Origin of the sequence: Ancylobacter sonchi (genome assembly GCF_018390695.1) — a bacterium.
Lineage (GTDB): Bacteria > Pseudomonadota > Alphaproteobacteria > Rhizobiales > Xanthobacteraceae > Ancylobacter > Ancylobacter sonchi.
The window spans coordinates 482254-508951 of the sequence record NZ_JAHBGF010000046.1 but is presented as its reverse complement, the minus strand read 5'-3'; the positions used below and the strand labels follow the sequence as shown (position 1 = coordinate 508951).

At 69.2% G+C, this 26698-nt stretch carries 30 protein-coding genes; 15 read left to right on the top strand and 15 right to left on the bottom strand.

The window, feature by feature from the left end:
* Positions 1–27: 27 nt before the first annotated feature.
* Both KHC28_RS26560 and KHC28_RS26555 read right to left on the bottom strand, forming a co-directional pair.
* Positions 28–690: a TetR/AcrR family transcriptional regulator gene (locus tag KHC28_RS26560; protein WP_214011370.1), complete on the bottom strand. Its 663-nt coding sequence runs from the start codon at positions 688–690 to the stop codon at positions 28–30.
* Positions 691–727: 37 nt separating this feature from the next.
* On the bottom strand, positions 728–1300 hold the full coding sequence (locus KHC28_RS26555) for an NADPH-dependent FMN reductase (RefSeq protein WP_214011369.1): 573 nt from the start codon (positions 1298–1300) through the stop codon (positions 728–730).
* A gap of 179 nt (positions 1301–1479) precedes the next feature.
* Here KHC28_RS26555 and dcd point away from each other — a divergent pair, with 179 nt between their 5' ends.
* Positions 1480–2037, top strand: coding sequence for a dCTP deaminase (gene dcd / locus KHC28_RS26550; protein WP_214011368.1), 558 nt, complete (start codon positions 1480–1482; stop codon positions 2035–2037).
* Positions 2038–2178: 141 nt separating this feature from the next.
* Here the strand turns inward: dcd and KHC28_RS26545 are convergent, their stop codons facing one another.
* Both KHC28_RS26545 and KHC28_RS26540 read right to left on the bottom strand, forming a co-directional pair.
* Positions 2179–2925 (bottom strand): hypothetical protein, encoded by a 747-nt coding sequence (locus KHC28_RS26545; RefSeq protein ID WP_214011367.1) that lies wholly within the window; start codon positions 2923–2925, stop codon positions 2179–2181.
* A gap of 126 nt (positions 2926–3051) precedes the next feature.
* A complete protein-coding gene (locus KHC28_RS26540; protein ID WP_214011366.1) occupies positions 3052–3819 on the bottom strand; it encodes a FadR/GntR family transcriptional regulator in 768 nt (255 codons plus the stop codon).
* Between the two features lie 235 nt (positions 3820–4054).
* Here KHC28_RS26540 and KHC28_RS26535 point away from each other — a divergent pair, with 235 nt between their 5' ends.
* The 3 genes from KHC28_RS26535 to KHC28_RS26525 all read left to right on the top strand — a co-directional run bounded on the left by KHC28_RS26535 (position 4055) and on the right by KHC28_RS26525 (position 7889).
* Positions 4055–5737 carry an L-lactate permease gene (locus KHC28_RS26535; protein WP_214011365.1) on the top strand — a complete coding sequence of 561 codons (1683 nt, stop codon included), beginning with the start codon at positions 4055–4057 and terminating at the stop codon, positions 5735–5737.
* Between the two features lie 61 nt (positions 5738–5798).
* Positions 5799–6935 (top strand): alpha-hydroxy acid oxidase, encoded by a 1137-nt coding sequence (locus KHC28_RS26530; protein WP_214011364.1) that lies wholly within the window; start codon positions 5799–5801, stop codon positions 6933–6935.
* Between the two features lie 372 nt (positions 6936–7307).
* Positions 7308–7889, top strand: a complete 582-nt coding sequence (locus KHC28_RS26525; protein WP_214011363.1) for a LysE family translocator — start codon at positions 7308–7310, stop codon at positions 7887–7889.
* On the opposite strand, the gene KHC28_RS26520 is transcribed toward KHC28_RS26525, so the two are convergent.
* Positions 7881–8504: a YcgN family cysteine cluster protein gene (locus KHC28_RS26520; protein ID WP_214011362.1), complete on the bottom strand. Its 624-nt coding sequence runs from the start codon at positions 8502–8504 to the stop codon at positions 7881–7883. The two genes, KHC28_RS26525 and KHC28_RS26520, sit on opposite strands and share 9 nt — an antisense overlap.
* A 279-nt stretch (positions 8505–8783) precedes the next feature.
* Here KHC28_RS26520 and KHC28_RS26515 point away from each other — a divergent pair, with 279 nt between their 5' ends.
* The 4 genes from KHC28_RS26515 (at position 8784) to KHC28_RS26500 (ending at position 13495) form a co-directional block, all read left to right on the top strand.
* Entirely contained in the window at positions 8784–10937 is a 2154-nt protein-coding gene (locus KHC28_RS26515) for a transglycosylase domain-containing protein (protein WP_246565273.1), read from the top strand.
* Positions 10938–11007: 70 nt separating this feature from the next.
* The gene (locus KHC28_RS26510; RefSeq protein ID WP_214011361.1) at positions 11008–11583 is read left to right on the top strand and encodes a DUF1214 domain-containing protein; all 576 of its coding nucleotides are present in this window, start codon (positions 11008–11010) and stop codon (positions 11581–11583) included.
* Positions 11580–12134 carry a DUF1254 domain-containing protein gene (locus KHC28_RS26505; RefSeq protein WP_214011360.1) on the top strand — a complete coding sequence of 185 codons (555 nt, stop codon included), beginning with the start codon at positions 11580–11582 and terminating at the stop codon, positions 12132–12134. Before KHC28_RS26510 ends, KHC28_RS26505 begins: the two co-directional genes overlap by 4 nt.
* 323 nt (positions 12135–12457) lie before the next feature.
* Positions 12458–13495, top strand: a complete 1038-nt coding sequence (locus KHC28_RS26500) for a DUF2336 domain-containing protein (RefSeq protein WP_214011359.1) — start codon at positions 12458–12460, stop codon at positions 13493–13495.
* 19 nt (positions 13496–13514) lie between these two features.
* On the opposite strand, the gene KHC28_RS26495 is transcribed toward KHC28_RS26500, so the two are convergent.
* Together KHC28_RS26495 and KHC28_RS26490 are read right to left on the bottom strand one after the other, a co-directional pair.
* Positions 13515–13850, bottom strand: coding sequence for a DUF1491 family protein (locus tag KHC28_RS26495; protein WP_214011358.1), 336 nt, complete (start codon positions 13848–13850; stop codon positions 13515–13517).
* Positions 13851–13859: 9 nt separating this feature from the next.
* Entirely contained in the window at positions 13860–14534 is a 675-nt protein-coding gene (locus KHC28_RS26490; protein WP_214011357.1) for a peptidoglycan-binding domain-containing protein, read from the bottom strand.
* A 234-nt stretch (positions 14535–14768) separates the two neighbouring features.
* On the opposite strand from KHC28_RS26490, the gene KHC28_RS26485 reads away from it, so the two are divergent.
* Together KHC28_RS26485 and KHC28_RS26480 are read left to right on the top strand one after the other, a co-directional pair.
* Positions 14769–15281: a DUF5330 domain-containing protein gene (locus KHC28_RS26485; protein ID WP_214011356.1), complete on the top strand. Its 513-nt coding sequence runs from the start codon at positions 14769–14771 to the stop codon at positions 15279–15281.
* Between the two features lie 77 nt (positions 15282–15358).
* The gene (locus KHC28_RS26480; protein WP_214011515.1) at positions 15359–15781 is read left to right on the top strand and encodes a SufE family protein; all 423 of its coding nucleotides are present in this window, start codon (positions 15359–15361) and stop codon (positions 15779–15781) included.
* Here the strand turns inward: KHC28_RS26480 and KHC28_RS26475 are convergent.
* Together KHC28_RS26475 and KHC28_RS26470 are read right to left on the bottom strand one after the other, a co-directional pair.
* On the bottom strand, positions 15767–16354 hold the full coding sequence (locus KHC28_RS26475; protein WP_214011355.1) for a DUF6456 domain-containing protein: 588 nt from the start codon (positions 16352–16354) through the stop codon (positions 15767–15769). The two genes, KHC28_RS26480 and KHC28_RS26475, sit on opposite strands and share 15 nt — an antisense overlap.
* Entirely contained in the window at positions 16344–16694 is a 351-nt protein-coding gene (locus KHC28_RS26470; protein WP_214011354.1) for a helix-turn-helix domain-containing protein, read from the bottom strand. The genes KHC28_RS26475 and KHC28_RS26470 overlap by 11 nt, the downstream gene beginning before the upstream one ends.
* A 178-nt stretch (positions 16695–16872) precedes the next feature.
* Between KHC28_RS26470 and KHC28_RS26465 the strand changes: the two genes are divergently transcribed.
* The gene (locus tag KHC28_RS26465) at positions 16873–17295 is read left to right on the top strand and encodes a hypothetical protein (protein WP_214011353.1); all 423 of its coding nucleotides are present in this window, start codon (positions 16873–16875) and stop codon (positions 17293–17295) included.
* A 196-nt stretch (positions 17296–17491) separates the two neighbouring features.
* Here the strand turns inward: KHC28_RS26465 and KHC28_RS26460 are convergent, their stop codons facing one another.
* On the bottom strand, positions 17492–17911 hold the full coding sequence (locus KHC28_RS26460) for a Ros/MucR family transcriptional regulator (protein ID WP_214011352.1): 420 nt from the start codon (positions 17909–17911) through the stop codon (positions 17492–17494).
* Positions 17912–18351: 440 nt separating this feature from the next.
* Between KHC28_RS26460 and msrB the strand changes: the two genes are divergently transcribed.
* Both msrB and KHC28_RS26450 read left to right on the top strand, forming a co-directional pair.
* Positions 18352–18804 carry a peptide-methionine (R)-S-oxide reductase MsrB gene (gene msrB, locus KHC28_RS26455; RefSeq protein WP_214011351.1) on the top strand — a complete coding sequence of 151 codons (453 nt, stop codon included), beginning with the start codon at positions 18352–18354 and terminating at the stop codon, positions 18802–18804.
* Positions 18794–20938, top strand: coding sequence for a S9 family peptidase (locus tag KHC28_RS26450; RefSeq protein WP_376772802.1), 2145 nt, complete (start codon positions 18794–18796; stop codon positions 20936–20938). The genes msrB and KHC28_RS26450 overlap by 11 nt, the downstream gene beginning before the upstream one ends.
* 93 nt (positions 20939–21031) lie before the next feature.
* Here the strand turns inward: KHC28_RS26450 and KHC28_RS26445 are convergent, their stop codons facing one another.
* Complete coding sequence (locus tag KHC28_RS26445) at positions 21032–22114, bottom strand: hypothetical protein (protein WP_214011350.1); 1083 nt, start codon at positions 22112–22114, stop codon at positions 21032–21034.
* Between the two features lie 324 nt (positions 22115–22438).
* On the opposite strand from KHC28_RS26445, the gene KHC28_RS26440 reads away from it, so the two are divergent.
* Positions 22439–23035 carry a superoxide dismutase gene (locus tag KHC28_RS26440; RefSeq protein WP_214011349.1) on the top strand — a complete coding sequence of 199 codons (597 nt, stop codon included), beginning with the start codon at positions 22439–22441 and terminating at the stop codon, positions 23033–23035.
* Positions 23036–23145: 110 nt separating this feature from the next.
* Here KHC28_RS26440 and KHC28_RS26435 read toward each other — a convergent pair whose 3' ends face one another.
* Positions 23146–23502, bottom strand: a complete 357-nt coding sequence (locus KHC28_RS26435; RefSeq protein WP_214011348.1) for a hypothetical protein — start codon at positions 23500–23502, stop codon at positions 23146–23148.
* A 63-nt stretch (positions 23503–23565) separates the two neighbouring features.
* Positions 23566–24552: a zinc transporter ZntB gene (locus KHC28_RS26430; protein WP_214011347.1), complete on the bottom strand. Its 987-nt coding sequence runs from the start codon at positions 24550–24552 to the stop codon at positions 23566–23568.
* Between the two features lie 172 nt (positions 24553–24724).
* Between KHC28_RS26430 and KHC28_RS26425 the strand changes: the two genes are divergently transcribed.
* Entirely contained in the window at positions 24725–25117 is a 393-nt protein-coding gene (locus KHC28_RS26425; protein ID WP_214011346.1) for a hypothetical protein, read from the top strand.
* Positions 25118–25184: 67 nt separating this feature from the next.
* Here KHC28_RS26425 and folK read toward each other — a convergent pair whose 3' ends face one another.
* Together folK and folP are read right to left on the bottom strand one after the other, a co-directional pair.
* Positions 25185–25718: a 2-amino-4-hydroxy-6-hydroxymethyldihydropteridine diphosphokinase gene (folK, locus tag KHC28_RS26420; protein WP_214011345.1), complete on the bottom strand. Its 534-nt coding sequence runs from the start codon at positions 25716–25718 to the stop codon at positions 25185–25187.
* Positions 25708–26586 carry a dihydropteroate synthase gene (gene folP / locus KHC28_RS26415; protein WP_214011344.1) on the bottom strand — a complete coding sequence of 293 codons (879 nt, stop codon included), beginning with the start codon at positions 26584–26586 and terminating at the stop codon, positions 25708–25710. The genes folK and folP overlap by 11 nt, the downstream gene beginning before the upstream one ends.
* Positions 26587–26698 lie beyond the last annotated feature (112 nt).

The following is a 26698-nucleotide window of genomic DNA, read 5'->3' as shown; positions in this document are numbered from 1 at the left end:
GAAGGGGCGCCTGCGGGGCTGTCGCCCCTACCCGCCCCGCGCCGTCAGCGCCTTCACCGCGCGCACCGCGGCCGCCACCGACGCCGCCCGCTCGGCTTCGCCGGCCGGCACGGGCTCGAACAGCGCCCGGTGCTGCAGGTCGCCGGCCACCATGTCGTGGAACAGCCGCGCCAGCAGCCCGATCTCCGCCGCCTCCGGCCGTCCGGCCAGCGCGCGGGCAAGGAAGCCGGCGAAGGCGGCCTGCGATGTCGCCGGCCCGGCCGCGTACCAGGCAGCGCCGAGCCGGGGGAAGCGCCCGGTCTCGCCGATCAACATGCGGTGCAGGGCGAGCGCCTCGGGGGTCAGCAGCGCGTCGAGCAGGGCTCGCCCGAGCCGGGTCAGCCCCTCCTCCAGCGCGAGCCCGCGCGTATCGGCGCCGGTGAGCGGGCGCAGCACCTCACCGAGGGCATCCTCTATGGCAGCGACGAACAGGCCTTCCTTGCCGCCATAGAACGCGTAGATGTTGGTCTTGGAGCCGCCGGCGGCCTGCACGATCTCGTCGAGGCTCACGCCGTCATAGCCACGGGCGACGAACAGGCAGGCGGCGACGCGGCGCAGCCGCTCGCAGGTCGCCTGCCCCCGGCCGGTGCGGCGGTCGGAGGGGCGACGGGCGGTGGACCGCGCCGCCCCCTCCGGCGCGACCGGCGGCACCGGCAGTCCGGCGCCGCTATGGTCGTCCGCGCCCGTGTCAGGCCCCCTTCTTCACATGCTCGACGAAGCGGATCTCGGTGATGAGCGCGTCGACGCCGCTGACCACGAAGTTCTTGGTCTTGTCGTCGGTGAACGCGCCGTCCTTCACCTTCTCGCCGACGCTGGGCACCGCCACATGCGGCACCACCGCCACGCGGGCACCGGCGGCGGTCAGCGATTCACGCAGCTGCGCCTGGGCGCGGATGCCGCCGGTCGAGCCGGGCGAGGAGGTGACGACCAGCACCGGCTTGCCGAGCAGCGCACCCTTGGAATAGGGACGCGAACCCCAGTCGATGGCGTTCTTCATCGCGCCGGAGGTACCGAAATTATATTCCGGCGACGCGAAGATCACGCCGTCCGCCTCGGCGATGGCCGCGCGCAGCGCCGCCGCCCCGGCCGGCGGGGTCACGGTGTCCTCGTCCTGATTGTAGAGCGGCACATCGTTCAGGCGATACACGGTGAGGTCCGCCTTGTCGGCGACCGCCGCCTTGATGGCCTCGAGGACGGCGGTAGAATAGGAGGCAGCGCGCAGGCTGCCGGAAATGCCGAGAAGCTTCAAACGAGCGGACATGGGGAAGAACGTCTCCTGGGTATGAATGATACTGGCTGGTATCATTTCATATGTAATATTGCCCGCGCAAGGGCCGTCTCGCGATTGCAACATGGTTCCGCTGCAACGCAGCTCTCGCGCCGCCCCAGCATTCATGTTACCGATCATGGGCTTGTCTCGCGTAAACGGGGTGCCTGCCCTTGATCCTGACCGATCGCGACATTCGCGACTCGCTGGCCGCCGGCCTGCTCCGCATCGATCCGCCGCCGCCGGCCGAGTTCTACGCGCCGAACGGCGTCGACCTGCGGCTCGACGCGCGGCTCACCCTCTATCGCCCGCCGGCGGAAGGCGAGGACCCGGTCATCGACCCGGCCGGCCCCGGCTACAGCTTCCGCGAGGCGATCCTCGCCATGGCCGGCGACATCGAGATCGGCGAGGACGGCTTCGTGCTCGATCCCGGCCGGCTGGTGCTGGGCTGGACCTGCGAGAAGGTCGACCTGATGCCCGGCGCCCGCCTCGCCGCGCGGGTGGAGGGCAAGAGCTCGCTGGCCCGCATCGGCCTCATCGTCCACCTCACCGCGCCGACCATCCATGCCGGCTCGACCGGGCGCATCCAGCTGGAGATCATCAATCTGGGTCCGCGCCCCATCCGCCTGCGGACCGGCATGAAGGTGTGCCAGCTGATCCTCGAGCAGACGCTGGGAATCCCCGAGGTCGGCTATCGCGGCCAGTTCGCCGGCCAGCGCGCCGCCGGATAGTCGTCAGGCCACCGCATTCGGTGCGGCCTCGCGGTATTTCCGGCAAGATACCAGGGCTGACGACGGTAGATCCGGCCCCGGCCGGCAAGCTCCGGCGCGTGGCAAGCTTCCGTTTGACCTTCATCGACCATCGATCAGGGCTCACTGACCATAGCCGGCGATCCCTTCGACATTGCAGGCCGGCCCTCCCCTGGGATTTAGCTGGCACGCGGTGACCAGAACCTTCGGCACCGCCTCGCCGAATTCGAGCCCAGTGGTGGGATTGATCGCCACCAGCCGAATATCCGTCTGGAACAGCATCAGGCGTTCCAGCTGGTCGCAGCGCACGGGAACCTGCGCGTCGAAAAGGAACGACGCCTTTATTTCCTGACCGCGCTCCACCCGGTTTTCACGCAAGCCGCCGAGAAATATCTGGTCGTCACTGAGGTCCCCGACTTCCTCCATTTTCAGCGGCGTCATGCGCGGGGACGGGGACGCCTCCACCGCCATCCGTTCTTCGGAAATCGGTGCGACCAAGATCCGAATACGCTCGATGCGCGCCCGCACCGGAATGGCGCTGGCGCTCTTGAGGGTGATCTGGCCGGAGATCGGCGTCCGGTAGAGCAGAACCTGCGAGGAATTCTCGGTGCAATAGTCCTGCACGCCGCGCGGCTCGTCGGATGCCCGCGGATCAACGAAGCTAATCTCGCTGCCTTCCATGCCGATAGTGACGGTTAAGGTCCCCGAGACATCCGTCCGCACGGTGGCTGCCGCCAAATGAACGTCGGCCTGCGTCTTGGGAAAGATAGTATCCCATTGATATAAAATCCAGAATCCCGAAACGACAACGGCGATGGAGGAGATGACGTTCTTGACGACTTCGCTGATGTCCTTGGGACTGCTGGTCACGCGCGCCTCCCGAGGGCCGGCGGCCAACGGAAACCGCCTTGGATACCCTGCAACGACGGCATTCTCCGCCGGAAACCCGGCCCCGGCAAACTAGGCCCCGGTAAACTGGGCTCCGGTAAACCGGGCCTAGCTGCCGGCGATCAGCGTGGAGCGGTTGAGCCGCCGCAGAGCGAGGCTGGTGCGCGCCTCGTCGCGGCGGAAACGCTCGACGCTCTGGCCGGTATAGATCAGGTGGCGCAGCGCCGCCGCCTCCGCCACCTCGGCGTCACCAGCCACCACCGCCTCGCCTATCGCCTTGTGCTGGCTTAGCAATTCCTCTCGGAATTCGTCGATGGCGAACAGCTGCGTGCGGTTGAAGAAGATGTCCCGCCGCAGCATCTCGCTGAAGGCGCGCATGACGTGCAGGATGACGAGGTTGTGCGAGGCGCCGTAGATCAGCCGGTGCAGCACGATGTCCGCCTCCGCCTCGCGGTCGGGCTCGTTGGCGTCGTAGGCCGCCTGCATCTCGCCGAGGCACTCGCGGATCGCCTGCCGCTCCGGGTCGCTGGCCCGCACGGCGGCGAGGCCGGTCGCCTTGCGCTCCACCGCCTCGCGATACTCGAAATAGTCGGCCGTCACCTGCTCGTTGGAATGCAGCAGCCCCGCCAGCGGCTCGGTGAGCGGGGCGAGGAACTGCGTCACCCGCGTGCCGTCGCGGCCGATCGCCAGCAGCCCGCGTTCTTCGAGGATCTGCAACGCGTCGCGCAGCGAGGGGCGCGAGACCTCCAGCTGCTCGGAGAGGTCGCGCTCGCTCGCCAGCCGCTCGCCGGGGCGCAGCACGCCTTCGAGGATCAGCCGCTCGATATGTTCGGCGATCGCCTCGGCCAGTTTGGGCGTGCGCAGGCGCGCGGTCATCTGCTTCGAGCTCCGAACTGATTTCCCGCTGCTTTTTTCACTTTCCGGCCCGCGCGTCTACAACCAAGAGCTAAGCGGCTAACCAGTTGACTCCCTTGGTAAGACAATTTTACCAAACGAGACTCCTGTTACCACCTTCCCTAACGGGTCGGGGATAAGGTGCCGCCGGCCGGCACCCAATCGCGAACGCGCAAAAACGGACGCCAAGTCCGCTGTTCACTTGGAGGAAACGGACTTGACCTGGAACCAGATTTACGACCCGTTCGGCAGCCTTGCGCTGTCGACGCTGTTCGCGGCCGTACCCGTGGTGGTAATGCTCGTCGGCCTCGGCTTCCTGCACATGAAGGCGCATGTCGCGGCGTTCGCCGGCCTCGTCGCCGCCTTCGTGATCGCGGTGTTCGTGTTCGGCATGCCGTCGGAGAAGGCCGGCATCGCCGCCGGCTACGGTGCCATGTACGGGCTGATGCCGATCGGCTGGATCGTGCTCAACATCATCTTCCTGCACCAGATGACCGAGGCGAACGGCTCGTTCACCACCCTGCAGCGTTCCATCGCCGGCATCACCGGCGACCGCCGGCTCCAGCTCCTGCTCATCGCCTTCTCGTTCGGCGCCTTCTTCGAAGGCGCGGCCGGCTTCGGCACCCCGGTCGCCGTCACGGCGGCGCTGCTGATCGGCCTCGGCTTCTCGCCGCTCGCCGCCTCCGGCCTGTCGCTGATCGCCAACACCGCCCCGGTCGCCTATGGCGCGCTCGGCACGCCGGTGATCGCGCTCGCCGCCGTCACCGGCCTCGATTTGATGGACCTGTCGGCGATGATCGGCCGCCAGTTGCCCTTCTTCTCGCTGATCGTGCCGTTCTGGCTGATCTGGGCGTTCGCCGGCTGGCGCGGCATGCTGGAGATCTGGCCGGCCATCCTGGTCTGCGGCATCTCCTTCGCCGTCCCGCAGTTCCTGGTGTCGAACTATCACGGCCCCTGGCTAGTGGACGTTGTGGCCGCCATCGTCTCCATGCTCTGCCTCGTCGCCTTCCTGCGCGTCTGGCAGCCGAAGAAGATCTGGACCTCGACGGCGCTGAAGGGCCGCGAGAACGGCGACGGCTCGGAAGGCTCGACCACCAAGGGCGCCACCGACTTCACCACCGCCCGGCCCTCGACCAAGGCGCTGGTGCTCGCCTGGCTGCCCTGGGGCATCCTCACCGTGTTCGTGTTCGCCTGGGGCATCCCGCAGGTGAAGGCGGCGCTCGACGGCTTCTTCATCCAGAAGTTCGAGATGACCGGCCTGCACAATCTCGTCTTCAAGACCCCGCCGGTGGTCGCCGCCGCGCATGCCGAACCCGCGGTGTTCAACTTCAACATCCTGTCGATGACCGGCACCGGCATCTTCCTGTCCGCCATCGTCGCCGGCCTCGCCATGGGCTTCTCGCCGCTGGGGTTGGCGAAGATCTATGGCCGCACGCTGTGGAAGGTGCGCTACTCGCTGGCCACCATCGCCATCATGCTGGCGCTGGGCTTCCTGACCCGCTATTCCGGCCTCGACGCCACGCTGGGCCTTGCCTTCGCCGCCACCGGGCCGTTCTACCCGCTGTTCGGCACGCTGCTCGGCTGGCTGGGCGTCGCGCTGACCGGGTCGGACACCGCGTCGAACGTGCTGTTCGGCGGCCTGCAGAAGATCACCTCGCAGCAGCTCGGCCTGTCGCCGGTGCTGATGGCGGCGGCGAACTCCTCGGGCGGCGTGATGGGCAAGATGATCGACGCGCAGTCGATCGTCGTCGCCTCCACCGCCACCGGATGGCAGAATTCGGAAGGCACCATCCTGCGCTACGTGTTCTTCCACTCCATCGCGCTTGCGGTGCTGGTGGGTCTGCTCGTCAGCGCCCAGGCGCATCTGTGGCCGTTCACGGCCCTCGTCATTCACAATTGACGCCACGCGGGGGAGGCGTAGAGCCTCCCCTCATTCTTTGAAAGTATAGGAGCCCCGGCCAATGGCCCCCGTAACGAACATCAAGGATCTTCGCGCCATCGCCATGAAGAAGGTGCCGCGCGCGATCTTCCACTACGCCGACCGCGGCTCCTATGACGAGACCACCCTGAAGGCCAACAAGGCCGACCTCGACGCCATCGCGCTGCGCCAGCGGGTGATGATCGACGTCTCCGAGCGCTCGACCAAGACGACGATGATCGGCGAGGAGGTGGCGCTCCCGCTCGCCATCGCCCCAACCGGGCTCACCGGCCTGTTCCACGGCGACGGCGAGATCCATGGCTGCCGCGCCGCCCACGCCGCCGGCATTCCCTTCACCCTGTCCACCATGTCGATCTGCTCGATCGAGGACGTGGCGGCGGCGGTGAACAAGCCGTTCTGGTTCCAGCTCTATGTGATGCGCGACCGCAAGTTTTCCGAGTCGCTGATCGAGCGCGCCAAGGCGGCGAAGTGCTCGGCGCTGGTCCTCACGCTGGATCTGCAGATCCAGGGCCAGCGCCACATGGACATCAAGAACGGCCTCGCGGTGCCGCCCAAGCTGACCGTCGCCAACGCGCTCGACATCGCCACCAAGCCGGCCTGGGCGATGAGCGTGCTGATGGGCAAGCGCCATTCCTTCGGCAACCTTGCGGTGCGCAAGGAGAGCGACAGCCTCACCACGCTGTCGCAGTGGATCGCCGGCCAGTTCGACCCCTCGCTGTCGTGGAAGGACGTCGAGTGGGTGCGCTCCATCTGGCCGGGCAAGCTGATCCTCAAGGGCGTGCTCGACGTCGAGGACGCCAAGATCGCCGCTCAGACCGGCGCCGACGCCATCGTGGTGTCCAACCATGGCGGCCGCCAGCTCGACGGCGCGGTGTCTTCCATCTCGGCGCTGCCGAAGATCGTCGACGCCATTGGCGGCGGCAAGAGCGAGATTTGGTTCGACGGCGGCATCCAGTCCGGTCAGGACGTGCTCAAGGCCGTGGCGCTGGGCGCCAAGGGCTGCATGATGGGCAAGTCGTTCCTGTGGTCGCTGGCCGCCGGCGGCCAGGCCGGCGTCGCCAAGGCGATCGAGATCATCCGCAAGGAACTCGACGTCTCCATGGCGCTCACCGGCACCAAGGACATCAACAAGGTCGACAAGAGCGTGCTGGCTCTCTGATCGTTCGGATCACGCTGGAGCGTTGACCACTTCCTTCCCCCTCTCCCCGTCGGGGAGAGGGATGGAGGTGAGGGGTCTTCGACGCTTCCCCATGGTGTTCCTCACCAGCCCGCTAGGCGGGGACCCTCTCCCCAATCGGAGGGGAAAGAAAGGGCTCCGCTGCGGAAAACCGCTCGTCGTCATCCCGGCCGGAGGCGGAGCCGCGGAGGCGGGATCGCCCCGTCATCTCTCTCCTTATCCCGGACCAGCTGATACCGGCCACGCCAACCCGGATTGGCGCGTTGGTCGTCCGGGACGCCGCCGGCCAGGGAATACGAGCCTAAGCAGAGCCCCCGATACCGGTCCCCCGGCACCTCCGCTATCAAGACCGGCATGACCGATCCCGTCCTGTTCGCCCTTGCCGTGCTGGCGATCCTCGCCACCCCCGGTCCCACCAACACGCTGCTCGCCACCGCCGGTGCCGCCGGCGGATGGCGCCGGGCGCTGCCGCTGATGCCGGCGGAAATCGCCGGCTACCTCATCGCGATCTGCACCATCGGCCTCGCCCTCGGCCCGGCCGTGGCCGCCTCGCCGGCCCTCGGCATGAGCCTCAGGATCGCCGTCGGCCTCTATCTGCTCACCACCGCCTGGGCGCTGTGGCACCGGGCCGGCGGCGCGCCGGCCGAGGTCGCTCGCGTCGTCACGCCGCTGCGGGTGTTCGTGACCACGCTGCTCAATCCCAAGGCGATCCTGTTCGCGCTCGGCGTGGTGCCGTTCGGGACGGAGCGGGTATGGCCCTATCTCACCGGCTTCGCCGGGCTCTGCGCGCTGGTGGCGTTGGGCTGGATCGGCTTCGGCATCCTCGCCGGCCGTGCCGCCGCCGCGACAGGGCGCGGACATGTCGTCCCGCGTATCGGCGCCGCTGCGGTCGCCGGCTTCGCGGCGCTGCTGCTGGTGTCGCCGCTGCTACGCTGAGCGCGACCGGCCAGCTTCTCCCTTGCCCCGCCGGCTCGCGGCTTCCTTGCCCTGCTGGCTCGCTTCCCCCTTGCGCTGCCGGCTCGCCGCCCCCTTGGGCAGGCGCAGCGGCCAGCGCACCATGTGGTCGACGAAGTCCTCCAGCGGCAGGTCGTCCTCCAGCGCCGCCACCCGGCCACGCACGGAAACGCCGGCAGCATGCACGGTGTCGCGGTCGCCGGAGACGAGGTGGTGCCACCAATAGAGGTCGCGCCCCTCGGCGATCAGCCGGTAGCCGCAGGACGGCGGCAGCCATTCCAGCGTGCGCACCACTTCCGGGGTCAGCCGCACGCAATCCGGCACCTGCGCCTGACGGTTCGGGTAGTCGCGGCAGTGGCAGCCGAAATCGTCGAGCAGCTGGCAGCCTATGTCGGTATAGGCGATCGCCTCGGTGTCCTCGTCCTGCAGCTTGACGAGGCAGCAGCGCCCGCAGCCGTCGCACAGGCTCTCCCATTCGGCGGCGCTCATCGCTTCCAGCGGCGTGCGCTTCCAGAACGGCGTCTCCGGCGGAGCGGCCTCGGGAGCGAGAGCCTCCGGGGTACGGGCATCCGGGGTGCGGGTGGTGTCGGCAGTCATCGGACCTCTCGGCGAACGCGGCGGGTGGCGGCGCGCTTCACGGCTTGGCAATCAAACCTTAGATAGCTTCCATGTCCGGCCAAGGCGAGACCCGCACCCTCAAGTGGTGTGCCATCGGTGTCTCGGCTATAAGGGCGGGCATGTAGAGTACCTCGCGGAGAGCGCGGCTTGGACGACGGCTCGAAGAAGGACGACGCCCCGGTGGCAAGCTCGGGACCGGACGGCGCGGGACCGGACGGCTCCTCCCCCGGCGAGGGGCAGCCGCGCCGCACGCGCCGTCTGCGCAACCTGCTGCTCATTATCGATTCCTGGATCGATTCGACGATCTATAGCGGCGGCGTCCGGCTGCGCGCCGCGTGGGATTCCTACGTCGCCTTCACCGAGCGCTTCAATCTGCGCGGTCCGGCACGCTGGGGCGTGGAGATCGCCTCGGAGGGCATGACCTGGGGCGCGGTCGGCGCGGTGCTGATGCTGGCGCTCGCCATCCCCGCCTTCCACGAAACCTCGGACGACTGGCTGAAGCGCTCCGAGCTCTCGGTCACCTTCCTCGACCGCTATGGCAACACCATCGGCGAGCGCGGCATCCGCCACAACGACACCGTGCCGCTGGAAGAGTTCCCCGATCACCTGATCAAGGCGGTGCTCGCCACCGAGGACCGGCGCTTCTACGAGCATTTCGGCATCGACATCCCCGGCACCTTCCGCGCCGTGCTGTCGAACGCCCGCGCCGGCGGCGTGGTGCAGGGCGGCTCCTCGCTGACCCAGCAGCTGGCCAAGAACCTCTTCCTGTCGAACGAGCGCACGCTGGAGCGCAAGATCAAGGAAGCCTTCCTGGCGCTGTGGCTGGAGTTCCACCTCACCAAGAACCAGATCCTCAAGCTCTATCTCGACCGCGCCTATATGGGCGGCGGCGCCTTCGGCGTCGACGCGGCGGCGCAGTACTATTTCGGCAAGTCCGCGCGCGAGGTGACGCTTGCCGAGGCGGCGATGCTCGCCGGCCTGTTCAAGGCGCCGTCGAAGTTCGCCCCCCACGTCAACCTGCCCGCCGCGCGCGGCCGGGCCAGCGTGGTGCTCGACAACCTCGTCGATGCCGGCTTCATGACCGAGGGCCAGGTGTTCGGCGCCCGCCGCAACCCGGCGACCCCGATCAACCGCAAGCAGGAAGACACGCCGGACTATTATCTCGACTATGCCTTCGACCAGGTGAAGACCATCGTCGAGACGCTGCCGCGGAACTACGCCGAGCGCTCCTTCGTGGTGCGCACCGCGCTCGACCCCAACATCCAGAAGGCGGCCGACACCGCGATCCGCGACAGCCTGAAGGAGTTCGGCAAGGATTACGGCGCCAGCCAGTCCGCCATGGTGGTGCTGGAGCCGAACGGCGCGGTACGCGCCATGGTCGGCGGCCGCGACTATGGCGAGAGCCAGTTCAACCGCGCCACCGACGCGCTGCGCCAGCCCGGCTCGTCCTTCAAACCCTATGTCTACACCGCCGCGCTGATGACCGGGAAATACACCCCGCAGACCATGGTGGTGGACGGGCCGATCTGCATCGGCAACTGGTGCCCGCAGAATTACGGCCGCTCCTATGCCGGCCGCCTGCCGCTGATCCAGGCGCTCACCCGCTCACTGAACACCGTGGCGGTGAAGCTCGCCGAGGCGATCGGGCGCGGGCGCATCGTCGATCTCGCCCATGCCATGGGCGTGAGGAGCGAGTTGAAGATCACCCGCGCCCTGCCGCTCGGCGCCGCCGAGGTCACGGTGATCGACCAGGCCACCGGCTACGCCGTCTTCGCCAATAACGGCATGTCGGTGGCCCCGCACGCGATCCTGGAGATGCGCACCCCCGCCGGCGAACCGGTGTGGAGCTTCGACCGCAACGGCCCGAAGCCGCACCGCGTGATCCCGGAGAACATCATCGCGATGATCAACCCGATGCTGAACAGCGTGGTGGAGAACGGCACCGGCCGGCGGGCGATGATCCCCGGCACCAAGGTCTCCGGCAAGACCGGCACCACCAACGCCTATCGCGACGCCTGGTTCGTCGGCTTCACCGGCAACTATGCCGGCGCCATCTGGTTCGGCAATGACGACTTCACCCCCACTCGCAAGATGACCGGCGGTTCGCTGCCGGCGATGACCTGGCAGAAGGTGATGGCCTTCGCGCATCAGGGCATCGAGCTGAAGCCGACGCCCGGCCTCGGCAACCAGCCGGCGCCGAAGCTGGACGGCGCGGTGGCCGAGGCGACCCCGCTCGACATTGACGGCTTCCAGCGCCCTGTGACGCTCTCCCCCGCCACCGCCACCCGGCTGATGGCGCTGTCGGAACGCATGCGCGCCGCCGCCGAGGCGTCGCGCCGGCCGACGGCGGCGCTGCCGGCCAGCGACCAGTTCGCCGGGGCGGAGGCCCGCCCGACGGTCGAGCCCAATTGACCCCCGCCGCCGGCAGGCGCATGCCTGACACCGGCCTGACACCGCACCCCTGACCGGATCTCTCCCGACCGTGCGTCCACTGTTCTTCATCCTGACCCTCGTCATCGGCGCCGTGGTGGGCCTCGGCCTCACCTGGTTCGCGACGGCGAACGGCAACGGGCCCGGCGTGGTACGCGCCGGCGCCTGGAAAGCCTGGCCCAAGGCGGGAACCGAGACTGCCGACCCCTATGCGCGGGCGGCGGCGGCGCGCGCCGGCGAATTGCCGCTGGAACTGGCCGACGGCCTCGCCTTCGTTGCCGTGACCGACGACAGGGGCGCCCCGCTCGACGGGCGCTGCGACATCCGCCTGTCCGGCACGGTGCCGCAGGCGCGCTTCTGGACGCTCACCCTCACCGACCGCGACGGCAACCTGATCGACAACGCCGCCGACCGACACGGTTTCACCTCGACGGAAGTGGTATGGAAGCGTGACGGCACCGCCGATGTGGTTCTCGGCCCGCGCGCGCGCGCCGGCAACTGGCTGCCGACCGGCGCTCGCGACCGCCTCACCCTGACGCTGCGCCTCTATGATGCGCCGGTCGGCCTCGCCAGCCGCACCAGCGACGCCCCCGACATGCCGGCCCTGGTCACGGAGCGCTGCCCGTGAAACGCCTCGTGATTCCCATCCTCGCCGGTCTGGTGCTGGGGGTACTGGTGCATCTGGTCGGGGTGCTGCTGATGCCCTATCTCGCCGAGCGCGACGCCTATGCAAGGCTGTCGGAGGTCGGACAGGTCAACGCCGTGACGCTGGTCGAGAACCGGCGCCTGCTCGCCGAGGCGCTTCCCGCCTCCGACCCGGCCTTCGTGACCGCCGTGTGCCTCTACGATCTCACCGTGGCACCGCTGAAGGTGCGGACCCCGACCACCGAGGACTACACCTCGATCTCCTTCTACACGCGGCGGGGGCTACCCTTCTACGCCATCAACGACCGTTCCGCCGGCCGCACGATCATCGAGCTCGATCTGATGAATGCCCGCCAGAAGGCGGCGATGCCGGAGGACGAGGAAGTGACCGTGGCGGACCGGCTGGTGGTGGAATCGCCGACGCAGAAAGGCATCGTGGTCATCCGCGGGCTGGCGCGCGAGCGCGGTGCCCGCGAGGAGGTGCAGGCAGCCATCGCTTCCGCCACATGCACCCCGACGCCCGCGAGCGAATAGGCTCACGCCTTCGGGGGAGCGGATGTCGCGGCGGTCGCGGCGGATACTGGCGGCGGCGCCCGCGTGATGCGGATAACCGGCAGGATCACCACTTTCGCCGACACAGGCACAGTTGCCTCCCGGCGCCGGTCGCGGCGCCCGCGCAGCTTGCGGGAGGCAGGAAACGGTACGACCGAACCCATTCTGCGTCCTCCGATCTTCAGCCAAACCGGACAAGCGGAAGCTAGTTCCGGCGTGGTTAACGCGCTGCTAACGTTCATGGCGCAATTTAGTTCGGCCGGTCCCGGCGTACCCTCCCTCATCGCTCGAACCTGTCGCCCTTCATGCCCTCCACCGTCGGCCCCGCCTTCAAGGCCACCCTAGAGGACGCCCGTCGTCGCGACGCCGACACGCGCCCGGCTTTGCTGGCGCTGCTGGTCGACCGCGTGATCGAGCAGGGCGTCGGGGATGCCGATGCCGCCCGCCGGCTCGGCGTGCTGCTGCCCCGGCTGATGGAGGGAGTCGCGCCGGCGCTCGCGCGGCAGGCCGCCGAGCGCCTCGCGCGGCGCACCGATCTCCCCTTGGAACTGGTGCGCCGCCTGGCCGCCGGGCCCATCGACACCGCCGCGCCGCTGCTGCGCCTGTCGCCGGTACTGGACGAGGCCGCGCTGATCGATCTCGCGGGCACTGCCGAGCCGGCGCGGCTGCAGGCCATCGCCGCTCGCCGCGACGTCTCCCCGGAGCTCGCCAAGCGGCTCGCCTCGACCGTCCACGATGCGCGCCACGATGCGCGCCACGACGCCCGCCACGACACGCGCGAGCCGCATCAGCGCCCCTCGCCGGCCGCGCCGGACTTCTTCGGCTCCGCGCCGGAGGAACGCACCGCCATGCTGCACCGCCTGCTCACTTTGCCGCCGCTGCCGCTGGCCGAGCGGGTCGGGGGCCAGGGCGAGGCCTTCACCGAGAGCCTGCTCGCCGCCGCCAAGCGCGAGGACCGTGCCGCGCTCGCTTTGCTGCTGGAGCGGGCGCTGGCGGTGCCGCCCGAGGCGGCCGCGCGCATCGTCGCGGACGAGGCCGGTCAAGCGCTCGCCATCGCGGCGCGGGCGCTCGGCCTCAGCCTCGCCGTGCTGTCGCGCATCCTGTTCCGGCTGCACCCCGGCGTCGGGCGCTCGTCGAGCGACATGGCGCGCCTCGCCGATCTGTTCGATGCCCTGCCCTCGGCCAGTGCCCAGCACATGGTGGCGATCTGGCGCGGCGTCCGCCGTTCCGGCGCCCCGCGCCCCGCCGGCGCCGCACCGTCGATGCGCGATTTCGCCGTGCCGCGCCCCGCGACTTCCCCGGCCCTCGACACGGCCAGCGAGCCGCGCCGCCAGGGGGTCTGAAGGGGCGGGTAGCCGGCGCTCAGGCGAGGTCGAGGAAGCTGCGCCCCTCGCGATCCTCGAGCTCGACGAACCACAGATCCGGATCGAAGCGGATCTCCTTGCCCATCCGCTCCTCCGCCTCCGCTTCCGGCCGGTCGGCCTGCACCAGCACGACGAAGCGACGCTCCGGGCGGTCCTCGTCGTCGAGGGAGGGGGGAGCGGGCCCGTACAGCGCCGCCTTGCCGTCCAGGCTCGCGACCTTGACGAACACCGCCCCCGCCTCCTCGGCGCCACGACGGCGCACGGCGGCGAAGGCCCCCGCCCCGTTGGCGCGGCGGATGAGGGCGGAAACCCAGATGGCGCTTTTGAGGCGCATCGCACGAACCTACTGGATCGAGAAGCCGGCGACGGCGTTGAGTTCCTTCACCAGCCGGTCGGAAAGCTGGCCGGTCACCGGCAGGCGACGGTCGCGCTCGAAATCCTTGATCGCCTTCTCGGTCGCGTCGCTGGCGCGCCCGTCGATGCGGATCGGCCCGTAGCCGAGACGGGCCAGCGCCTTCTGCACCTCGATCATGCGGGCGGACACCGCCACCTCGGCCGGCGGACGCACCGGCGCGGCGGCAGCGGCCGGCGCGGCAGCGGGCGCGCTCGCCTGAGCGGCAGGCGCGGGGGTCTCGACCTTGGCGACCGGCTTGGGCACCGGCGGCTTGACCGGCGGCAGGGGCGTGGCGACAGCCGCAGGCGCCGGGGCGGAGGTCGCGGCCGGCGCTGCTGCGGCGTCGGTGGTGCGGGCGACGGGCTTGGCGGCGGCTGCCGGGGCGGGGGTCGCCGGGCGGGGCGCGGCCGCGGCCGGAGGCGGCACCGGGGTCCCGCTGCTCTCGCGCCGGCCGTCCTGCAGCACGAAGGCATTGGCGATCACCGCCGCGCTGGCGGCAGCGGCCACGACCACCATGAACAGGTCCGAGCGCCGATGCCTCGGACGTTCGGACACGACCAGGGCGCGCTGCGCGCCGAGATCGATTCCATCCACGAGAAGGTCGCTCGCATAAGATCGCGGCATCCCGGACTCCCCAGCCACCGACCCAGCCGGCCGGCCTTCCACGACGCTGATTCCAGCGCCTGAGCGGCCATGATGCCGCCCGCGTGCTTAACCGCAGCTTTACGCAATCTAACGATTTTGCCGGATCGCGACACCGGTTGTGCAACGTCTGCGCGTTATGCTTGGGGAAGATGGGCGAGAAAAGGGCGTACGAGGAACGCCGTCCGCGCCCATCGGCAAACGAGAGACGGGGCGATGTTCTTCCTTCTGCGTGTCGCGTTCTGGTTGACGCTCGTGCTGATCCTGCTGCCGTCCATTCCGGGATTGCAGCTGTCGCAGCCCCATGCCCCCGGCCCGTCCGCCGCCTCCGGCGCCGCGCCGGTCGATCCCCTGCAGGCGCTGTCCGCCGCCGGTTCGGCGATGTCGGATGCGCGCGGCTTCTGCGATCGCCAGCCGCAGGCCTGCGCCATCGGCAGCGAGATCGCCACCACGCTCGGCACCCGCGCCGAGGCCGGGGCGCGGCTGCTGCTGAACTATATCGGCGAGCAGATCACCGAGCAGAAGCGCAAGGTCGCCGAGCGCGCCAATGCCAACGCCCCGGGCGACACCCTCACCGCGCACGACCTGAGCCCGGCCTGGCAGGCGCCGGCGAATGGCGGCGTCGAGGCCGAGAACGCCACCATCTTCGGCCCGCCCGTGGCGGCGCCCGCCACCGCGCCCGCCACCGCGAGCCCGGCGGTTCCCACCCCGCCGCGTCGTCCGAGCTGACGGGACTTATTGCGCTCGGGCTAGTCGCACCCCTATATGCGGGTCAAAGGACGCCGCGACGACGCGGCGACATGGCCATGACGATCGACGACATCATCGACGATTTCGAGCTGCTCGACAGCTGGGACGACCGCTACCGCTACCTGATCGAGCTCGGCCGCAAGCTGCCGCCCTTTCCGGAAGCCGAGCGCTCGGACGCGACCAAGGTGCAGGGCTGCGCCAGCCAGGTGTGGCTGGTCAGCGACCTGTCGGCGGGAGCCGACGGCCCCCGCCTCACCTTTGTCGGCGATTCCGACGCGCATATCGTGCGCGGCCTCATCGCCATCCTGCTGGTGCTGTATTCCGATAAGTCGGCCCGCGACATACTCGGCATCGATCCCGCCGCCGTGTTCGACCGGATCGGCCTGCGCGAGCACCTCACCCCGCAGCGCTCGAACGGCCTGCGCTCCATGGTGGAGCGCATCCGCGCCGACGCGCGCGGGGCGCTAGCCACCGTCTGACGACCGCCCCGTCCCGGTCGCCGCCTCGGCCGCCGGCGCGCTCCAGCTGCGGATCGGCGCCCGGGCCGGCCCGGTGATCTCCCGCGACAGGCCGTAGTGACGGGCCAGCCGGTCGAGGCCGAGGCCCAGCACCACCTTGCCGGAACGCGCCGGCCAGCCCCGCTCCTGCTCCACCCGCTCGATCCCCTTCAGGAAGCAGCACACGTCGAGCAGCGTGCCGGAGAATTCCGGCCCGACGACCTCCATCGCCCTCTCCACCCGCTGCTTGGCGGCCAGCGCCGCCTCGCTGGCCGCGAGCCCGGTGCGGGCGGCATGGCGCGCCGGCCCGCGGCCGATCCCGCTCCAGTCGGCGGTGGTGCGCGGCATCATCTGCGCGCGGGTGAAATCGGCCCGCAGCCGCTCTCCCGCCATCAGCTGCACCGCATCGATGAAGCCGCGCCCCTCGCGGCCGCGCCGCCGCGCCAGCCAGGCGAGCGGGCTCTCGGTGAGATCGACCTCCACCCAGTGGCGTTGGCCTTCAATAACGATTTCCAGCCGCTCGATGCACCGCCCGGTCGCGCCCTCACCCGCCATGACCGCTCTCCGCCACGCGGCGCAGGCGCCGTTCCAACCCCTCGATCCAGGCGTCGCGGCGGCCGTCCTCGCGCGTCTCCTCGATCCGGCGGCAGGCGTGGGAGACGGTGGAACGGTGGCGCCGGAAGTCGCGCGCCACCCGCCCCATCGTCTCGCCCAGCCCGACATGGGCGAGATACATGGCGAGGGCGCGGGTCGAGGCGCTGGCGCGCTTTCCCCGGCGCGCCTGCAGCACGTCGTGCAGCGATAGGCCGGTGCTTTCGGCCGCCAGATGGGCCGCCAGCAGGCTGGCGCGGCCCATCGGACCGGCGCTTGAAAGGGGAGCAGGAAGCGGGATCATGGGAACATACTCTTGATTGCAGGAATTTAAACCTACACTCAAAAGATGCATTCAACAAGCCGCGCAACCTATGGCGCCCCTGGTTCAAACGCCGCACCGTAACGAGTGCTCAAGTAGCGATTCTATCCACCCCTCTCCACGGGGCGTCACACTGGCGGCGTCCTCACGGAGATCTCCCATGCGACCTTCACAACCCCGACGCGCATCGCTGCGCGCGCAGCGCAGCCAGGAACCGGGCGAGGCGATCGCCGCCAGGGTCGCGGCGCTCCGGCCGTTTCTCGGCCGGGACCTCGCCGAGCGGCGCGCCCGCCTCGCGCGCCTGTTGCGCGCCGAGCGACGCGCCGCCCACAGCGGCCAGGGCTACGACGCCACCCGCCATGCCGCCCTGCGGCGGCTGGAAGCGGAGATGGCGGCGGACATCAGGAAGATTGGGACACGGCTCGGCGCGCCCCCGGCGGCAGGTAGCCGGATCACCGACCTCCGCCGGCACGTCGACCGGAAAGCACCGGCGGCCACCAGCGCCGAGACGGGCAGCGCGGCCTCATCCATCCCCGCAAGCCAGCGCAGCCCACGCGGCCATCGGGCGCGCGACGGCGGATGACGCCGCTCTACGACGCAAGGCGAGCCGCAGGCGTCCCGACCGGACAGGATCGAATGCCGGATCGCCCGCCACAAGAAGACGGGGGCCCTCGCAAAGGGACGATCCCCCCGCCGCGCATGAAAAAGGCCGCCACGACAACGTGACGGCCTTGCTCGATAGATAGTCCCGGCGCGCAGCTCCGGGATGGCGGCCGCCCTCAGGCGGCGCCGCGGCGGCGCTGCTGGCCCAGCCCCATCTGCTTGGCGAGTTCCGAGCGCGCGGCAGCATAGTTCGGCGCCACCATCGGGTAGTCGGCCGGCAGGCCCCACTTCTCGCGATACTGCTCCGGCGTCATCCCGTACTGGGTGCGCAGGTGGCGCTTCAGCGACTTGAACTTCTTGCCGTCCTCGAGACAGATCAGATAGTCCGGCGCGATCGACCGCTTCACCGACACGGCCGGCTTCAACGGCTCGGCCGCCGGTTCCTCGGCCACCTTGCCGAGCGACTGCAGCGCCGCGTGCACCTCGCCGATCAGCATCGGCAGGTCGTTCGACATCACCGCATTGTTGCTCACATAGGCGGAGACAATGTCAGCGGCGAGTTCGATATATTTCTCGATATCAGTATTTTCGCTCATGAGTCGTTCTTTTTTCGACAGGTCGGCAGAACATTCACCGACCATCATCCACCGTGACATCGGCCGAAGGACGAACCCATACGCCCACCAGCAGCCATATGCGTTTCTAACCTTTAAATAAGGTTGTCTTTAGCCGACATCAAGAACTTTCGAATTTGATTTGAACTTTAGTCGCCTGCGGCATGTGTTGTCGCCATTTATCGCGCCACAACACCGCGCCCTCAACTGAATGTGTTCACCACCAGCTGCGCCCGGCGCACCGCGTCAGAGCGATATATCGCATTGAGCGCGGAGTTTTGATGAAATTCCGGTAAGGGAGCCCCGCTTTATCGCCGCGCCCCGGTCGAGCGCGTCTCGCGCGCCCCCTACGCGCCGCCCGCGCGGCTTGAAGACACCGCTGTCGGCGCCTATCTCTGGGGGCGTTCAGCAGGAAAAACACCATGGCCGACACCGCCCCCCGCCCCAAGGTTGTAAAGACGGAGGCTGAATGGCGTGCCTTGCTCACGCCCGAGCAGTTCCGCGTCACCCGTGGCCACGGCACCGAATGTGCCTTCTCCGGCCCGCATCTGTCGCAGAAGGAAGCCGGCACCTATAGCTGCGTGTGCTGCGGCGAGCCGCTGTTTCACTCCTCCGCCAAGTTCGAATCGGGCACCGGCTGGCCGAGCTTCTTCCAGCCGGTCTCGAAGGACGCGGTCAGCGCCGTGCATGATCACTCGCACGGCATGCACCGCATCGAGATTCGCTGCGCCACCTGCGACGCGCATCTCGGCCACGTCTTCCCCGATGGGCCGCGCCCGACCGGCATGCGCTTCTGCATGAACGGCGTCGCCCTCACCTTCCGCGCCGACGCGGTCGCCGATTCGGCGGCGAGCGAGGGCGCCGGTGAGCGCTGATCGTCCGGCGGAGGCCGTGAACTCTCCCCGCCACGCTCCCCTCATCCGCCAGTTCCACGGCGAGACGCTCACCGATGCCTATGCGTGGCTGCGCGCCGAGAACTGGCGCGACGTCATGCGCGATCCCTCGCTGCTGGCGCCCGACATTCGCGCCCATCTGGACGCGGAGAACCGGTCGGCCGACGCCTGGTTCGCGCCGCAGGCGAATCTGTGCCGGACGCTGGTGAAGGAGATGCGCGGGCGCATCAAGGAGGACGATTCCTCCGTGCCCTCGCCCGACGGCCCCTTCGCCTACTACAGCCGCTTCCGCGAGGGCGGGCAGCATCCGCTCTATTGCCGCATCCCGGTCAGCGGCGGCGACGAGCAGTTGCTGCTCGACGGCGACGCGCTGGGCGCCGAGCCGGCCTATTTCAGCTTCGGCGACATCCAGCCCTCGCCCGACCATCGCCTGATCGCCTGGACGGCGGACACCGCCGGCTCGGAATATTACACGCTGCACATCCGCGACGTCGCGACCGGCGCCGAGCTGCCGGACACCGTCGAGGAGACCACCGGCGACGTTTTGTGGAGCGCGGACGGGCGCCATGTCTTCTACATCCGCCGCGACGCCGAGCATCGCCCGAGCTTCGTCTATCGCCATGCGCTCGGCGCGGACCCGTCGACCGACGTGCTGGTCTATGAGGAGCCGGACAAGGGCTTCTTCGTCTCGCTCGGCCGCACCCAGTCGGAGCGCTTCGGGCTGATCTCCTGCGGCGACCACGACACCAGCGAAGTGTCGCTGCTCGACCTCGCCCGGCCGCTCGACGCGCCCCGCCTCGTCGAGCCGCGCCGGGCCGGCATCCGCTACGGCGTCGAGCACCACCCGGATCTCGGCGGCGTCGAGACGCTGGTGCTGCTCACCAATGCGGACGGCGCCGAGGACTTCAAGATCGTCACCGCCCCGGTGGCGGCGCCCGGCCGGGCCAATTGGCGCGATCTGGTGCCGCACAAATCGGGCCGGCTGATCCTGTCGCATGGCGTTCTGCGCGGCCATCTCGTCTGGCTGGAGCGCGAGGACGGCCTGCCGCGCCTGATCGTCCATGCGCTGGCCGATGGTGCCGAGCATGCGGTCGCCTTCGAGGAGGAGGCCTACTCGCTCGGCGTCGATCCCGGGCACGGCTTCGACAAGACGCTGATCCGCTTCACCTATTCGTCGATGACCACCCCGGCCGAGGTCTGGGACTACGACGTCGCCTCGCGCGAGCGGGTGCTGCGCAAGCGGCAGGAAGTGCCCTCCGGCCACGATCCCGCCCGCTACGTCACCCGGCGGCTGATGGTGGAGGCTAAGGACGGCGCCCTCGTGCCGGTGTCGCTGCTGTTCTCGCGCGACACGCCGCTCGACGGCAGCGCCCCCTGCCTGCTGTATGGCTACGGCGCCTATGGCATCTCGATCCCCGCCGGCTTCTCCACCTCGCGGCTGTCGCTGGTCGATCGCGGCTTCGTCTACGCCATCGCGCATATTCGCGGCGGCACCGAGAAGGGCTGGCGCTGGTACCTCGACGGCAAGCTGCGCAACAAGACCAACACCTTCCACGATTTCATCGCGGTGGCCGACCATCTCGTTTCGGCCGGCATCGCCGCGCCCGACCGCATCGTCGCCCATGGCGGCTCGGCCGGCGGCATGCTGATGGGGGCGGTGGCCAATCTGCGCCCGGATCGGTTCGCCGGCATCGTGGCCGAGGTGCCGTTCGTCGACGTGCTCAACACCATGCTCGACGACACGCTGCCGCTCACCCCACCGGAATGGCCGGAATGGGGCAACCCGATCACCGATGCGGAAGCCTTCCGCTTCATCCGCGCCTACTCGCCCTATGACAATGTCGCGGCGACCGGCTATCCGGCGATCCTGGCGCTGGCCGGGCTCACCGACCCGCGCGTGACCTATTGGGAGCCGGCAAAATGGGTGGCGAAGCTGCGCGCCACCCGCACCAATGACGCGCCGCTGCTCTTGAAGACCAACATGGATGCCGGCCATGGCGGCGCCGCCGGCCGCTTCGACCGGCTGGAGGAGACCGCGCTGGTCTATGCCTTCGCGCTCGCCGCCGCTCGAGTGGCGGACACCGTGGCGGAGGTCGTGGCGGACGCCGCAAGCTGACGAAAAAGGGCGCCGCGACCCTCGTCGCGGCGCCCCGTCAACTCATCCTCTTGCGCAGGCCAGCCTCCGGCGAAGCTCGACCTCCGGCTCGGCTCAGCCCTGCCCGGCGCCGGACACGTGGTCGCGCAGATCCTGCAGCGAGGCGAAGCGCAGCGTGCCGTCCGGCAGCTCGGCCTCGATCGAGCCGTCCGAGAACAGCTTGTAGGCCATGCCACCGATGACGCCGGCCTTCAGCACGGTAATCCCCGGCGCCTCGTCGACGAGGTCGGAGCCATGCTGCAGGAAGGCCGGCGGCGCGCCCGGTCCCTCGTCGGCATCGGCGCGGGAAGCTTCGGGGCGAGCCGGCTCGGGCGGCCTCGGCGCCACCGGCTTGGGCTCCACGCTCGTGGGCTCGACGCTCTTGGCTTCGACGTTCTTGGGCTCGGGCGCCGGAGGCGCGGGCGGCTTGGCCTCCACCTTCGGCTCCGGCACGACGGGCTTGGACACCACCGGCGCGGCAGCCGGCGCCGGCTTCGTGTCGAAAGGCTTGCTCTCGAAAGGCTTGCTCTCGAAAGGTTTGGCCTCGCCCGGCACGGGTTCCGGCTCGAGCAGGTCCGACAGTTCGAAGGCCGGCAGTTCCGAACTCTCGGTCGCCAGCTTGGAGAAGTCGGGCTCGGCCGCCAGAACGGGCTCGGGCTCGGGCTCGGCCGGAGCCGGCTCGGGCGCGCGCTTGCGGCGGAACCAGGACGGCAGGCCGCCGGAGCTCTCCTTGGCTGCCGGTACCGGCAGCGGGGCCGGCGGCGCGACGGGCGGCTCGGGCGCCAGCTCCACCGGTTCCGGCTCCGGCAGTTTCGTCTTGGCGGGCACGAAGGGCGGCGGCGTCACCGGGGCGGCGCGGGCCAACTCCTCGTGCGGCTCCTCATGGAGCGCCGCCGGCCGGACGTGCTCGCGCGGCTCCATGTCGTAATACTCGTCGGCCTCGACATGCACGACGCCGTCGAGCTTGTGGCCGATGTCGATCAGGGCGCGGTGGACGAGACCGAGGGCCGCCAGCAGCAATCCACCGACAAAGCCGAGGGTGCCGACGATGACGAGCGCGGTCCCGGAAGGTTGTGCCAGGGATTGCGCGCCGATCAGTCCGAGCACGACGCCGGCCGCGCCGATAACCAGACCGATGCCGATGATGATTGCACCCATAGAAAAACTCCGCCGAGCTGATTCGCGACCAGCCCTCCACGCATTCTAATTTACGTCGCGGACGGCTTTTACGAAAGCTCGCCACATTTACCAAGATGCTTTGCTTCGTCGCACCGCCGGCCGGTGGCGAAGCGGCCTGTCCGCCTGCCGGAAATTCTTCCCAAGGAAATGCGGACTCGCCATGGCTTTCGGTTGTCGCCGGCGACGGACCGCCCTATCTAGTCACCGTCGATCTCTTTTCGGTGCGCACGCACCTTTGGGAGGAAGCCGCCCGGCGCCTGCTGCCGCGGCGGGAGCCAGATTTACATTGCGGAGACAGAGTCGATGTCCTTCACGCTTCCTGATCTGCCTTATTCCTATGATGCCCTTGCGCCCTACATGTCGCGCGAGACGCTGGAGTACCACCACGACAAGCACCACCTCGCCTATGTGAACAACGGCAACAACCTGCTGAAGGGCACCGAGTTCGAGGGCAAGTCGCTCGAGGAGATCGTCAAGGGCTCCTACGGCAAGAATCCCGGCCTGTTCAACAATGCCGGCCAGCACTACAACCACCTGCACTTCTGGAACTGGCTGAAGCCCAATGGCGGCGGCGCCATTCCCGGCGAGCTCGAGAAGAAGATCGTCGAGGATCTCGGCTCGGTGGAGAAGTTCAAGGAAGACTTCATCCAGGCCGGCGTCACCCAGTTCGGCTCCGGCTGGGCGTGGCTGGCGGTGAAGGACGGCAAGCTGATCGTCGCCAAGACCGCGAACGGCGAGAGCCCGCTGGTCTCCGGCGCCACCCCGATCCTCGGCGTCGACGTGTGGGAGCACTCCTACTACATCGACTACCGCAACCGTCGCCCCGACTACCTCAAGGCGTTCGTCGAGAACCTGGTGAACTGGGACTACGTCGCCGAGCTGTATTCCAAGGCCGTCTGATCCGGCCGGAAGGCTTCCAGCCTGAAGCCTTGCAAGGCGTCGGCCCCACCGGGCCGGCGCCTTTTTCATGTGCAGGCGTCCGTTGCCCGTCCTCCGGGCCCCGCGCGACTTCAGCCGGCATAGGGCCGGCGCGGCCTCGGCTGGTTGCTGATCACGCAGTAGTCGTTCCAGAAATTGTACTGGTAGGTCGACCGCCACTGATACAGCCAGTTGTCGCATTCGCCCCGGCTCTTGAAGCAGCCCTCCACGGTGCGGGTCTGGATCCTCTCCTCGAAGGTGCCCCACTGGCGCTGGCCGGTGAAATGGCCGTACCAGAGCTTCGAGGCCGGGATGCTCTGCGCCATGACGGCACAGTTGCCGCCGGGAAAGGCGCCGGTGAACTCATAGGCCACGGCGCCGCCATCCGGCACCGCCACGGCCGCGACGCTGAGCCCGGCGGCGACGGCCATCATCGACAGCTTGTTCATCTCGCGCCTCGCGCTTGAACCCGGCGCCCCGCGCCGCGCCGCCATTGTAACGCTGCGGCAGCCTCAGAGCCACCGCACCCAGCGGAACAGCCCGACCATCGCCACGCCGGCAATGCCGGCGAGCGAGGTGACGGCCCAGAATCCCACCGGGTCGTCGGAGCCGGGAATGCCGCCGACATTCATCCCCATCAGGCCGGTGATCAGGGTGAGCGGCGCGAAGATCACCGTCACCGCCGCCAGGATCTGCATGGAGCGGTTCATCTGCTCGGCGCGACGTTCCACCATCTGGTCATAGATCACCGCCGCGCGGTCGCGCACCGAATCCAGCTCTTCGGCGAAGCGCGTCACCCGGTCGCCGGCCTCGCGCAGCCGGTTGCGGTCGCGCGCCGTCATCCATTCGGCGTCCTCCAGCGAGAAATGGTTCAGCGCCTCGCGCTGCGGGGCGATGTAGCGCCGCAGGATGATGGCGACGCGCCGCAGCTCCGAGACGCGCTGGCTGAGATTGGTGAGGGTGGCGCTCCAGACATTCTCCTCCAGCTCGTCGGCCTGCTCGGCCAGCGCCGTGATCACCGTGTCCATGCGGTCGACGAGGCGCAGCGACAGGTCGGCGATGAACTCGCCCGGCGTGCGCGGCGCCCGCCCGCGATGCAGCGCGTCCTCGAAATCGGCCAGCGCGGAGAGCGGGTAGGTGCGCACCGAGATGATGCGCTTCGGCTCCACCCAGAAGCGGATCGAGTGCATCTCGTCCGGCAGCGAATAGGGCTTGAAGTTGATGCCGCGCAGATTGAGGAAGGCGCCGGAATCGAACAGCACGCAGCGCGGGCGCGTCTCCTCGGCGGTCAGCGAATCGGCGATGCCCGGCTCGATGCCGGCATCGGCCTCCAGCCAGGGCTGCTGGCGGCGGTCCAACAGCTGGAGATGAATCCAGATGAAGCCGCGCTCGCCGACCGTGCAGCCGCCGCGCAGCTCGGCCCAGCCGACCTTGCGCGCCCCGCCTGTGCCATCAAAGGCCCAGGCCGCGATGAAACCCTCGCTATCGTAGTCCGGCACCGGCCACCTCCCCGCTCGCGGGATGAACGCTAGATGAACGAGCCCGAAGGATTGCGTTCAGTTCGATGAACCTTTTGCAACAACGGGTTCAGATTGAGTTAGGGCGAGAAGCACTAGTGTCCTCTCCATCGACAGGCCGATCCCCGGCCGACACTGAGATGCAGAGGTCGTCATGAGCCGCTTCGCTCACAGCACCAAGATCGCCGCGGTCGCCCTCGCGGGCGTCGCTCTGGCCAGCGCTCTCCCCACCCCGTCGCAGGCCCGCGACCACAATAACGGCGCCGCCGTCGCGGCCGGCGTGGTCGGCGGCCTCATCGTCGGCGGCCTGGTCGCCGGCGCGGCCAGCAACGCTTATGGTGGCGGTTATGGCGGCGGCTACTATGCCCCGCCCCCGCCGCCGCCCCGGGCCTATGCCCCCGGCCCGGCCTATGCCTACGGCCCCGGCCCCGGATATGGCGGCGGCTACGGCTACCGGCCCTACCGTCCGCGCTGCTGGACGGAGACCCGGACCTTCTACAACAATTGGGGTCGCGCCTATTACCGCGACGTCGAGGTCTGCCGCTGAGTTGCGTAGCTGCGACAGGTCCTGACGGAACGAAAGGGCGACGGAGCGATCCGTCGCCCTTTCGACGTCAGGCCGCATCGGCGACCCGCACGATGCCGGACGTATCGAGCCCGGCCAGCGCGTCGCGGATGCGCACGCCGCCGACGGCGAGTTCCGGGGCGATCTCGGCCAGCGGCAGGAGGGCAAAGGCGCGCTCCATCATGCGCGGATGCGGGATCTCCAGATCCGGCTCGTCGATCTTCTCGTCGCCATAGATCAGGATGTCGATGTCGATGGTGCGCGGCCCGAAACGCACCTCGCGGGTGCGGTCGCGCCCGAAGGCGTGCTCGACGCCCAGCAGCATGTGCAGCAGCTCGCGCGCCGACAGCTCAGTCTCGATGGCGACCACCAGGTTGAGATAGGGCCCCTGCGGCACCGGCCCCCAGGGCGGCGTCTCGTAGAGCGAGGAGCGCGACAGGATGCTGACGCCGCCGGTGCGGGCGATCAGCCCCACTGCCTTCGCCATGGTCTTCGCCCGGTCGCCCAGATTGGAGCCGAGGCAGAGATAGGCGACGTGCTTTTCGACCGGACGCGGCCGGCGGATGAAGAATTCAGGCGGCACCTTTGATCGCCTCCGTCACGCGGGCGGCCTGCACATGCGCGGCGACGTCGTGCACGCGGATGATCGCGCAGCCGGCCATGATGCCGATCACGTTGGAGGCGATGGTACCCGGCAGCCGCTCGGACGGCGTCGCCACCACCACCTTGCCGATCAGCGATTTGCGCGAGGTACCGAGCAGCAGCGGGAAACCCAGCTTGGCGAAGTCGCCGAGATGCGCCAGCGCCGAGAGGTTCTGCTCGAACGTCTTGCCGAAGCCGATGCCGGGATCGAGGCTGATGCGGTCGGAACGGATGCCGGCCCGCGCCGCCCGCTCCAGCGCCTTGTCGAAGAAGGCCAGCATGTCGGCGACGATGTCGACGGAGGGATCGACCTCGGCCCGGTTGTGCATTACCACCACGCCGGCGTCGAAGGCGGCGGCGACCCGCGCCATCTGCGGATCGCCCATCAGGCCCCAGATGTCGTTGACGATGTGGGCACCCGCCTTCAGCGCGGCCTCGGCGACCTCGGCCTTCTGGGTGTCGACCGAGACCGGCACGCCGAGCCCGACGATTTCGGCCAGCACCGGCAGCACGCGGCGCATCTCCTCCTCGGCAGGAACCGGGGTGTGGCCGGGCCGGGTCGATTCGCCGCCTATGTCGAGGATATCGGCCCCATCGGCCACCAGTCTGGCCGCATTGGCCACCGCATCGTCCAGCGCGGCGCTGCGCCCGCCGTCGGAAAACGAGTCCGGCGTGACGTTGAGGATGCCCATCACCAGCGTGCGGCCGGCATAGTCCAGCCGCCGGCCGCGGGCGTCGAACACCGCCTGGCCCGGCGGCGGAAGGGAGGTTTCGGAGGCGTTTGGCGGGGCGGGCAAGGGGGCGGACATGGCTGGCTCTCGCATTTCCCCTCAAATTGCGCGCCGCGCCGGCGAAAGCAAGGCGCCGGTAGCCATCTCCCATAATCTGAACAGGTCCCGCTTGCCGAACGCCCTGCCCCCG

Bases quoted from the DNA above. Each gene is read 5' to 3' on its own strand.
- KHC28_RS26525 (WP_214011363.1), top strand. From the start codon at position 7,308: ATGACCGATCCCGTCCTGTTCGCCCTTGCCGTGCTGGCGATCCTCGCC.
- KHC28_RS26435 (WP_214011348.1), bottom strand. From the start codon at position 23,502: ATGAACAAGCTGTCGATGATGGCCGTCGCCGCCGGGCTCAGCGTCGCG.
- KHC28_RS26530 (WP_214011364.1), top strand. From the start codon at position 5,799: ATGGCCCCCGTAACGAACATCAAGGATCTTCGCGCCATCGCCATGAAG.
- KHC28_RS26425 (WP_214011346.1), top strand. From the start codon at position 24,725: ATGAGCCGCTTCGCTCACAGCACCAAGATCGCCGCGGTCGCCCTCGCG.
- KHC28_RS26460 (WP_214011352.1), bottom strand. From the start codon at position 17,911: ATGAGCGAAAATACTGATATCGAGAAATATATCGAACTCGCCGCTGAC.
- KHC28_RS26500 (WP_214011359.1), top strand. From the start codon at position 12,458: ATGCCCTCCACCGTCGGCCCCGCCTTCAAGGCCACCCTAGAGGACGCC.
- KHC28_RS26490 (WP_214011357.1), bottom strand. From the start codon at position 14,534: ATGCCGCGATCTTATGCGAGCGACCTTCTCGTGGATGGAATCGATCTC.
- KHC28_RS26445 (WP_214011350.1), bottom strand. From the start codon at position 22,114: ATGGGTGCAATCATCATCGGCATCGGTCTGGTTATCGGCGCGGCCGGC.
- KHC28_RS26495 (WP_214011358.1), bottom strand. From the start codon at position 13,850: ATGCGCCTCAAAAGCGCCATCTGGGTTTCCGCCCTCATCCGCCGCGCC.
- KHC28_RS26555 (WP_214011369.1), bottom strand. From the start codon at position 1,300: ATGTCCGCTCGTTTGAAGCTTCTCGGCATTTCCGGCAGCCTGCGCGCT.
- KHC28_RS26440 (WP_214011349.1), top strand. From the start codon at position 22,439: ATGTCCTTCACGCTTCCTGATCTGCCTTATTCCTATGATGCCCTTGCG.
- KHC28_RS26520 (WP_214011362.1), bottom strand. From the start codon at position 8,504: ATGACTGCCGACACCACCCGCACCCCGGATGCCCGTACCCCGGAGGCT.
- KHC28_RS26470 (WP_214011354.1), bottom strand. From the start codon at position 16,694: ATGATCCCGCTTCCTGCTCCCCTTTCAAGCGCCGGTCCGATGGGCCGC.
- folP (WP_214011344.1), bottom strand. From the start codon at position 26,586: ATGTCCGCCCCCTTGCCCGCCCCGCCAAACGCCTCCGAAACCTCCCTT.
- KHC28_RS26540 (WP_214011366.1), bottom strand. From the start codon at position 3,819: ATGACCGCGCGCCTGCGCACGCCCAAACTGGCCGAGGCGATCGCCGAA.
- KHC28_RS26465 (WP_214011353.1), top strand. From the start codon at position 16,873: ATGCGACCTTCACAACCCCGACGCGCATCGCTGCGCGCGCAGCGCAGC.
- KHC28_RS26480 (WP_214011515.1), top strand. From the start codon at position 15,359: ATGACGATCGACGACATCATCGACGATTTCGAGCTGCTCGACAGCTGG.
- msrB (WP_214011351.1), top strand. From the start codon at position 18,352: ATGGCCGACACCGCCCCCCGCCCCAAGGTTGTAAAGACGGAGGCTGAA.
- KHC28_RS26485 (WP_214011356.1), top strand. From the start codon at position 14,769: ATGTTCTTCCTTCTGCGTGTCGCGTTCTGGTTGACGCTCGTGCTGATC.
- KHC28_RS26475 (WP_214011355.1), bottom strand. From the start codon at position 16,354: ATGGCGGGTGAGGGCGCGACCGGGCGGTGCATCGAGCGGCTGGAAATC.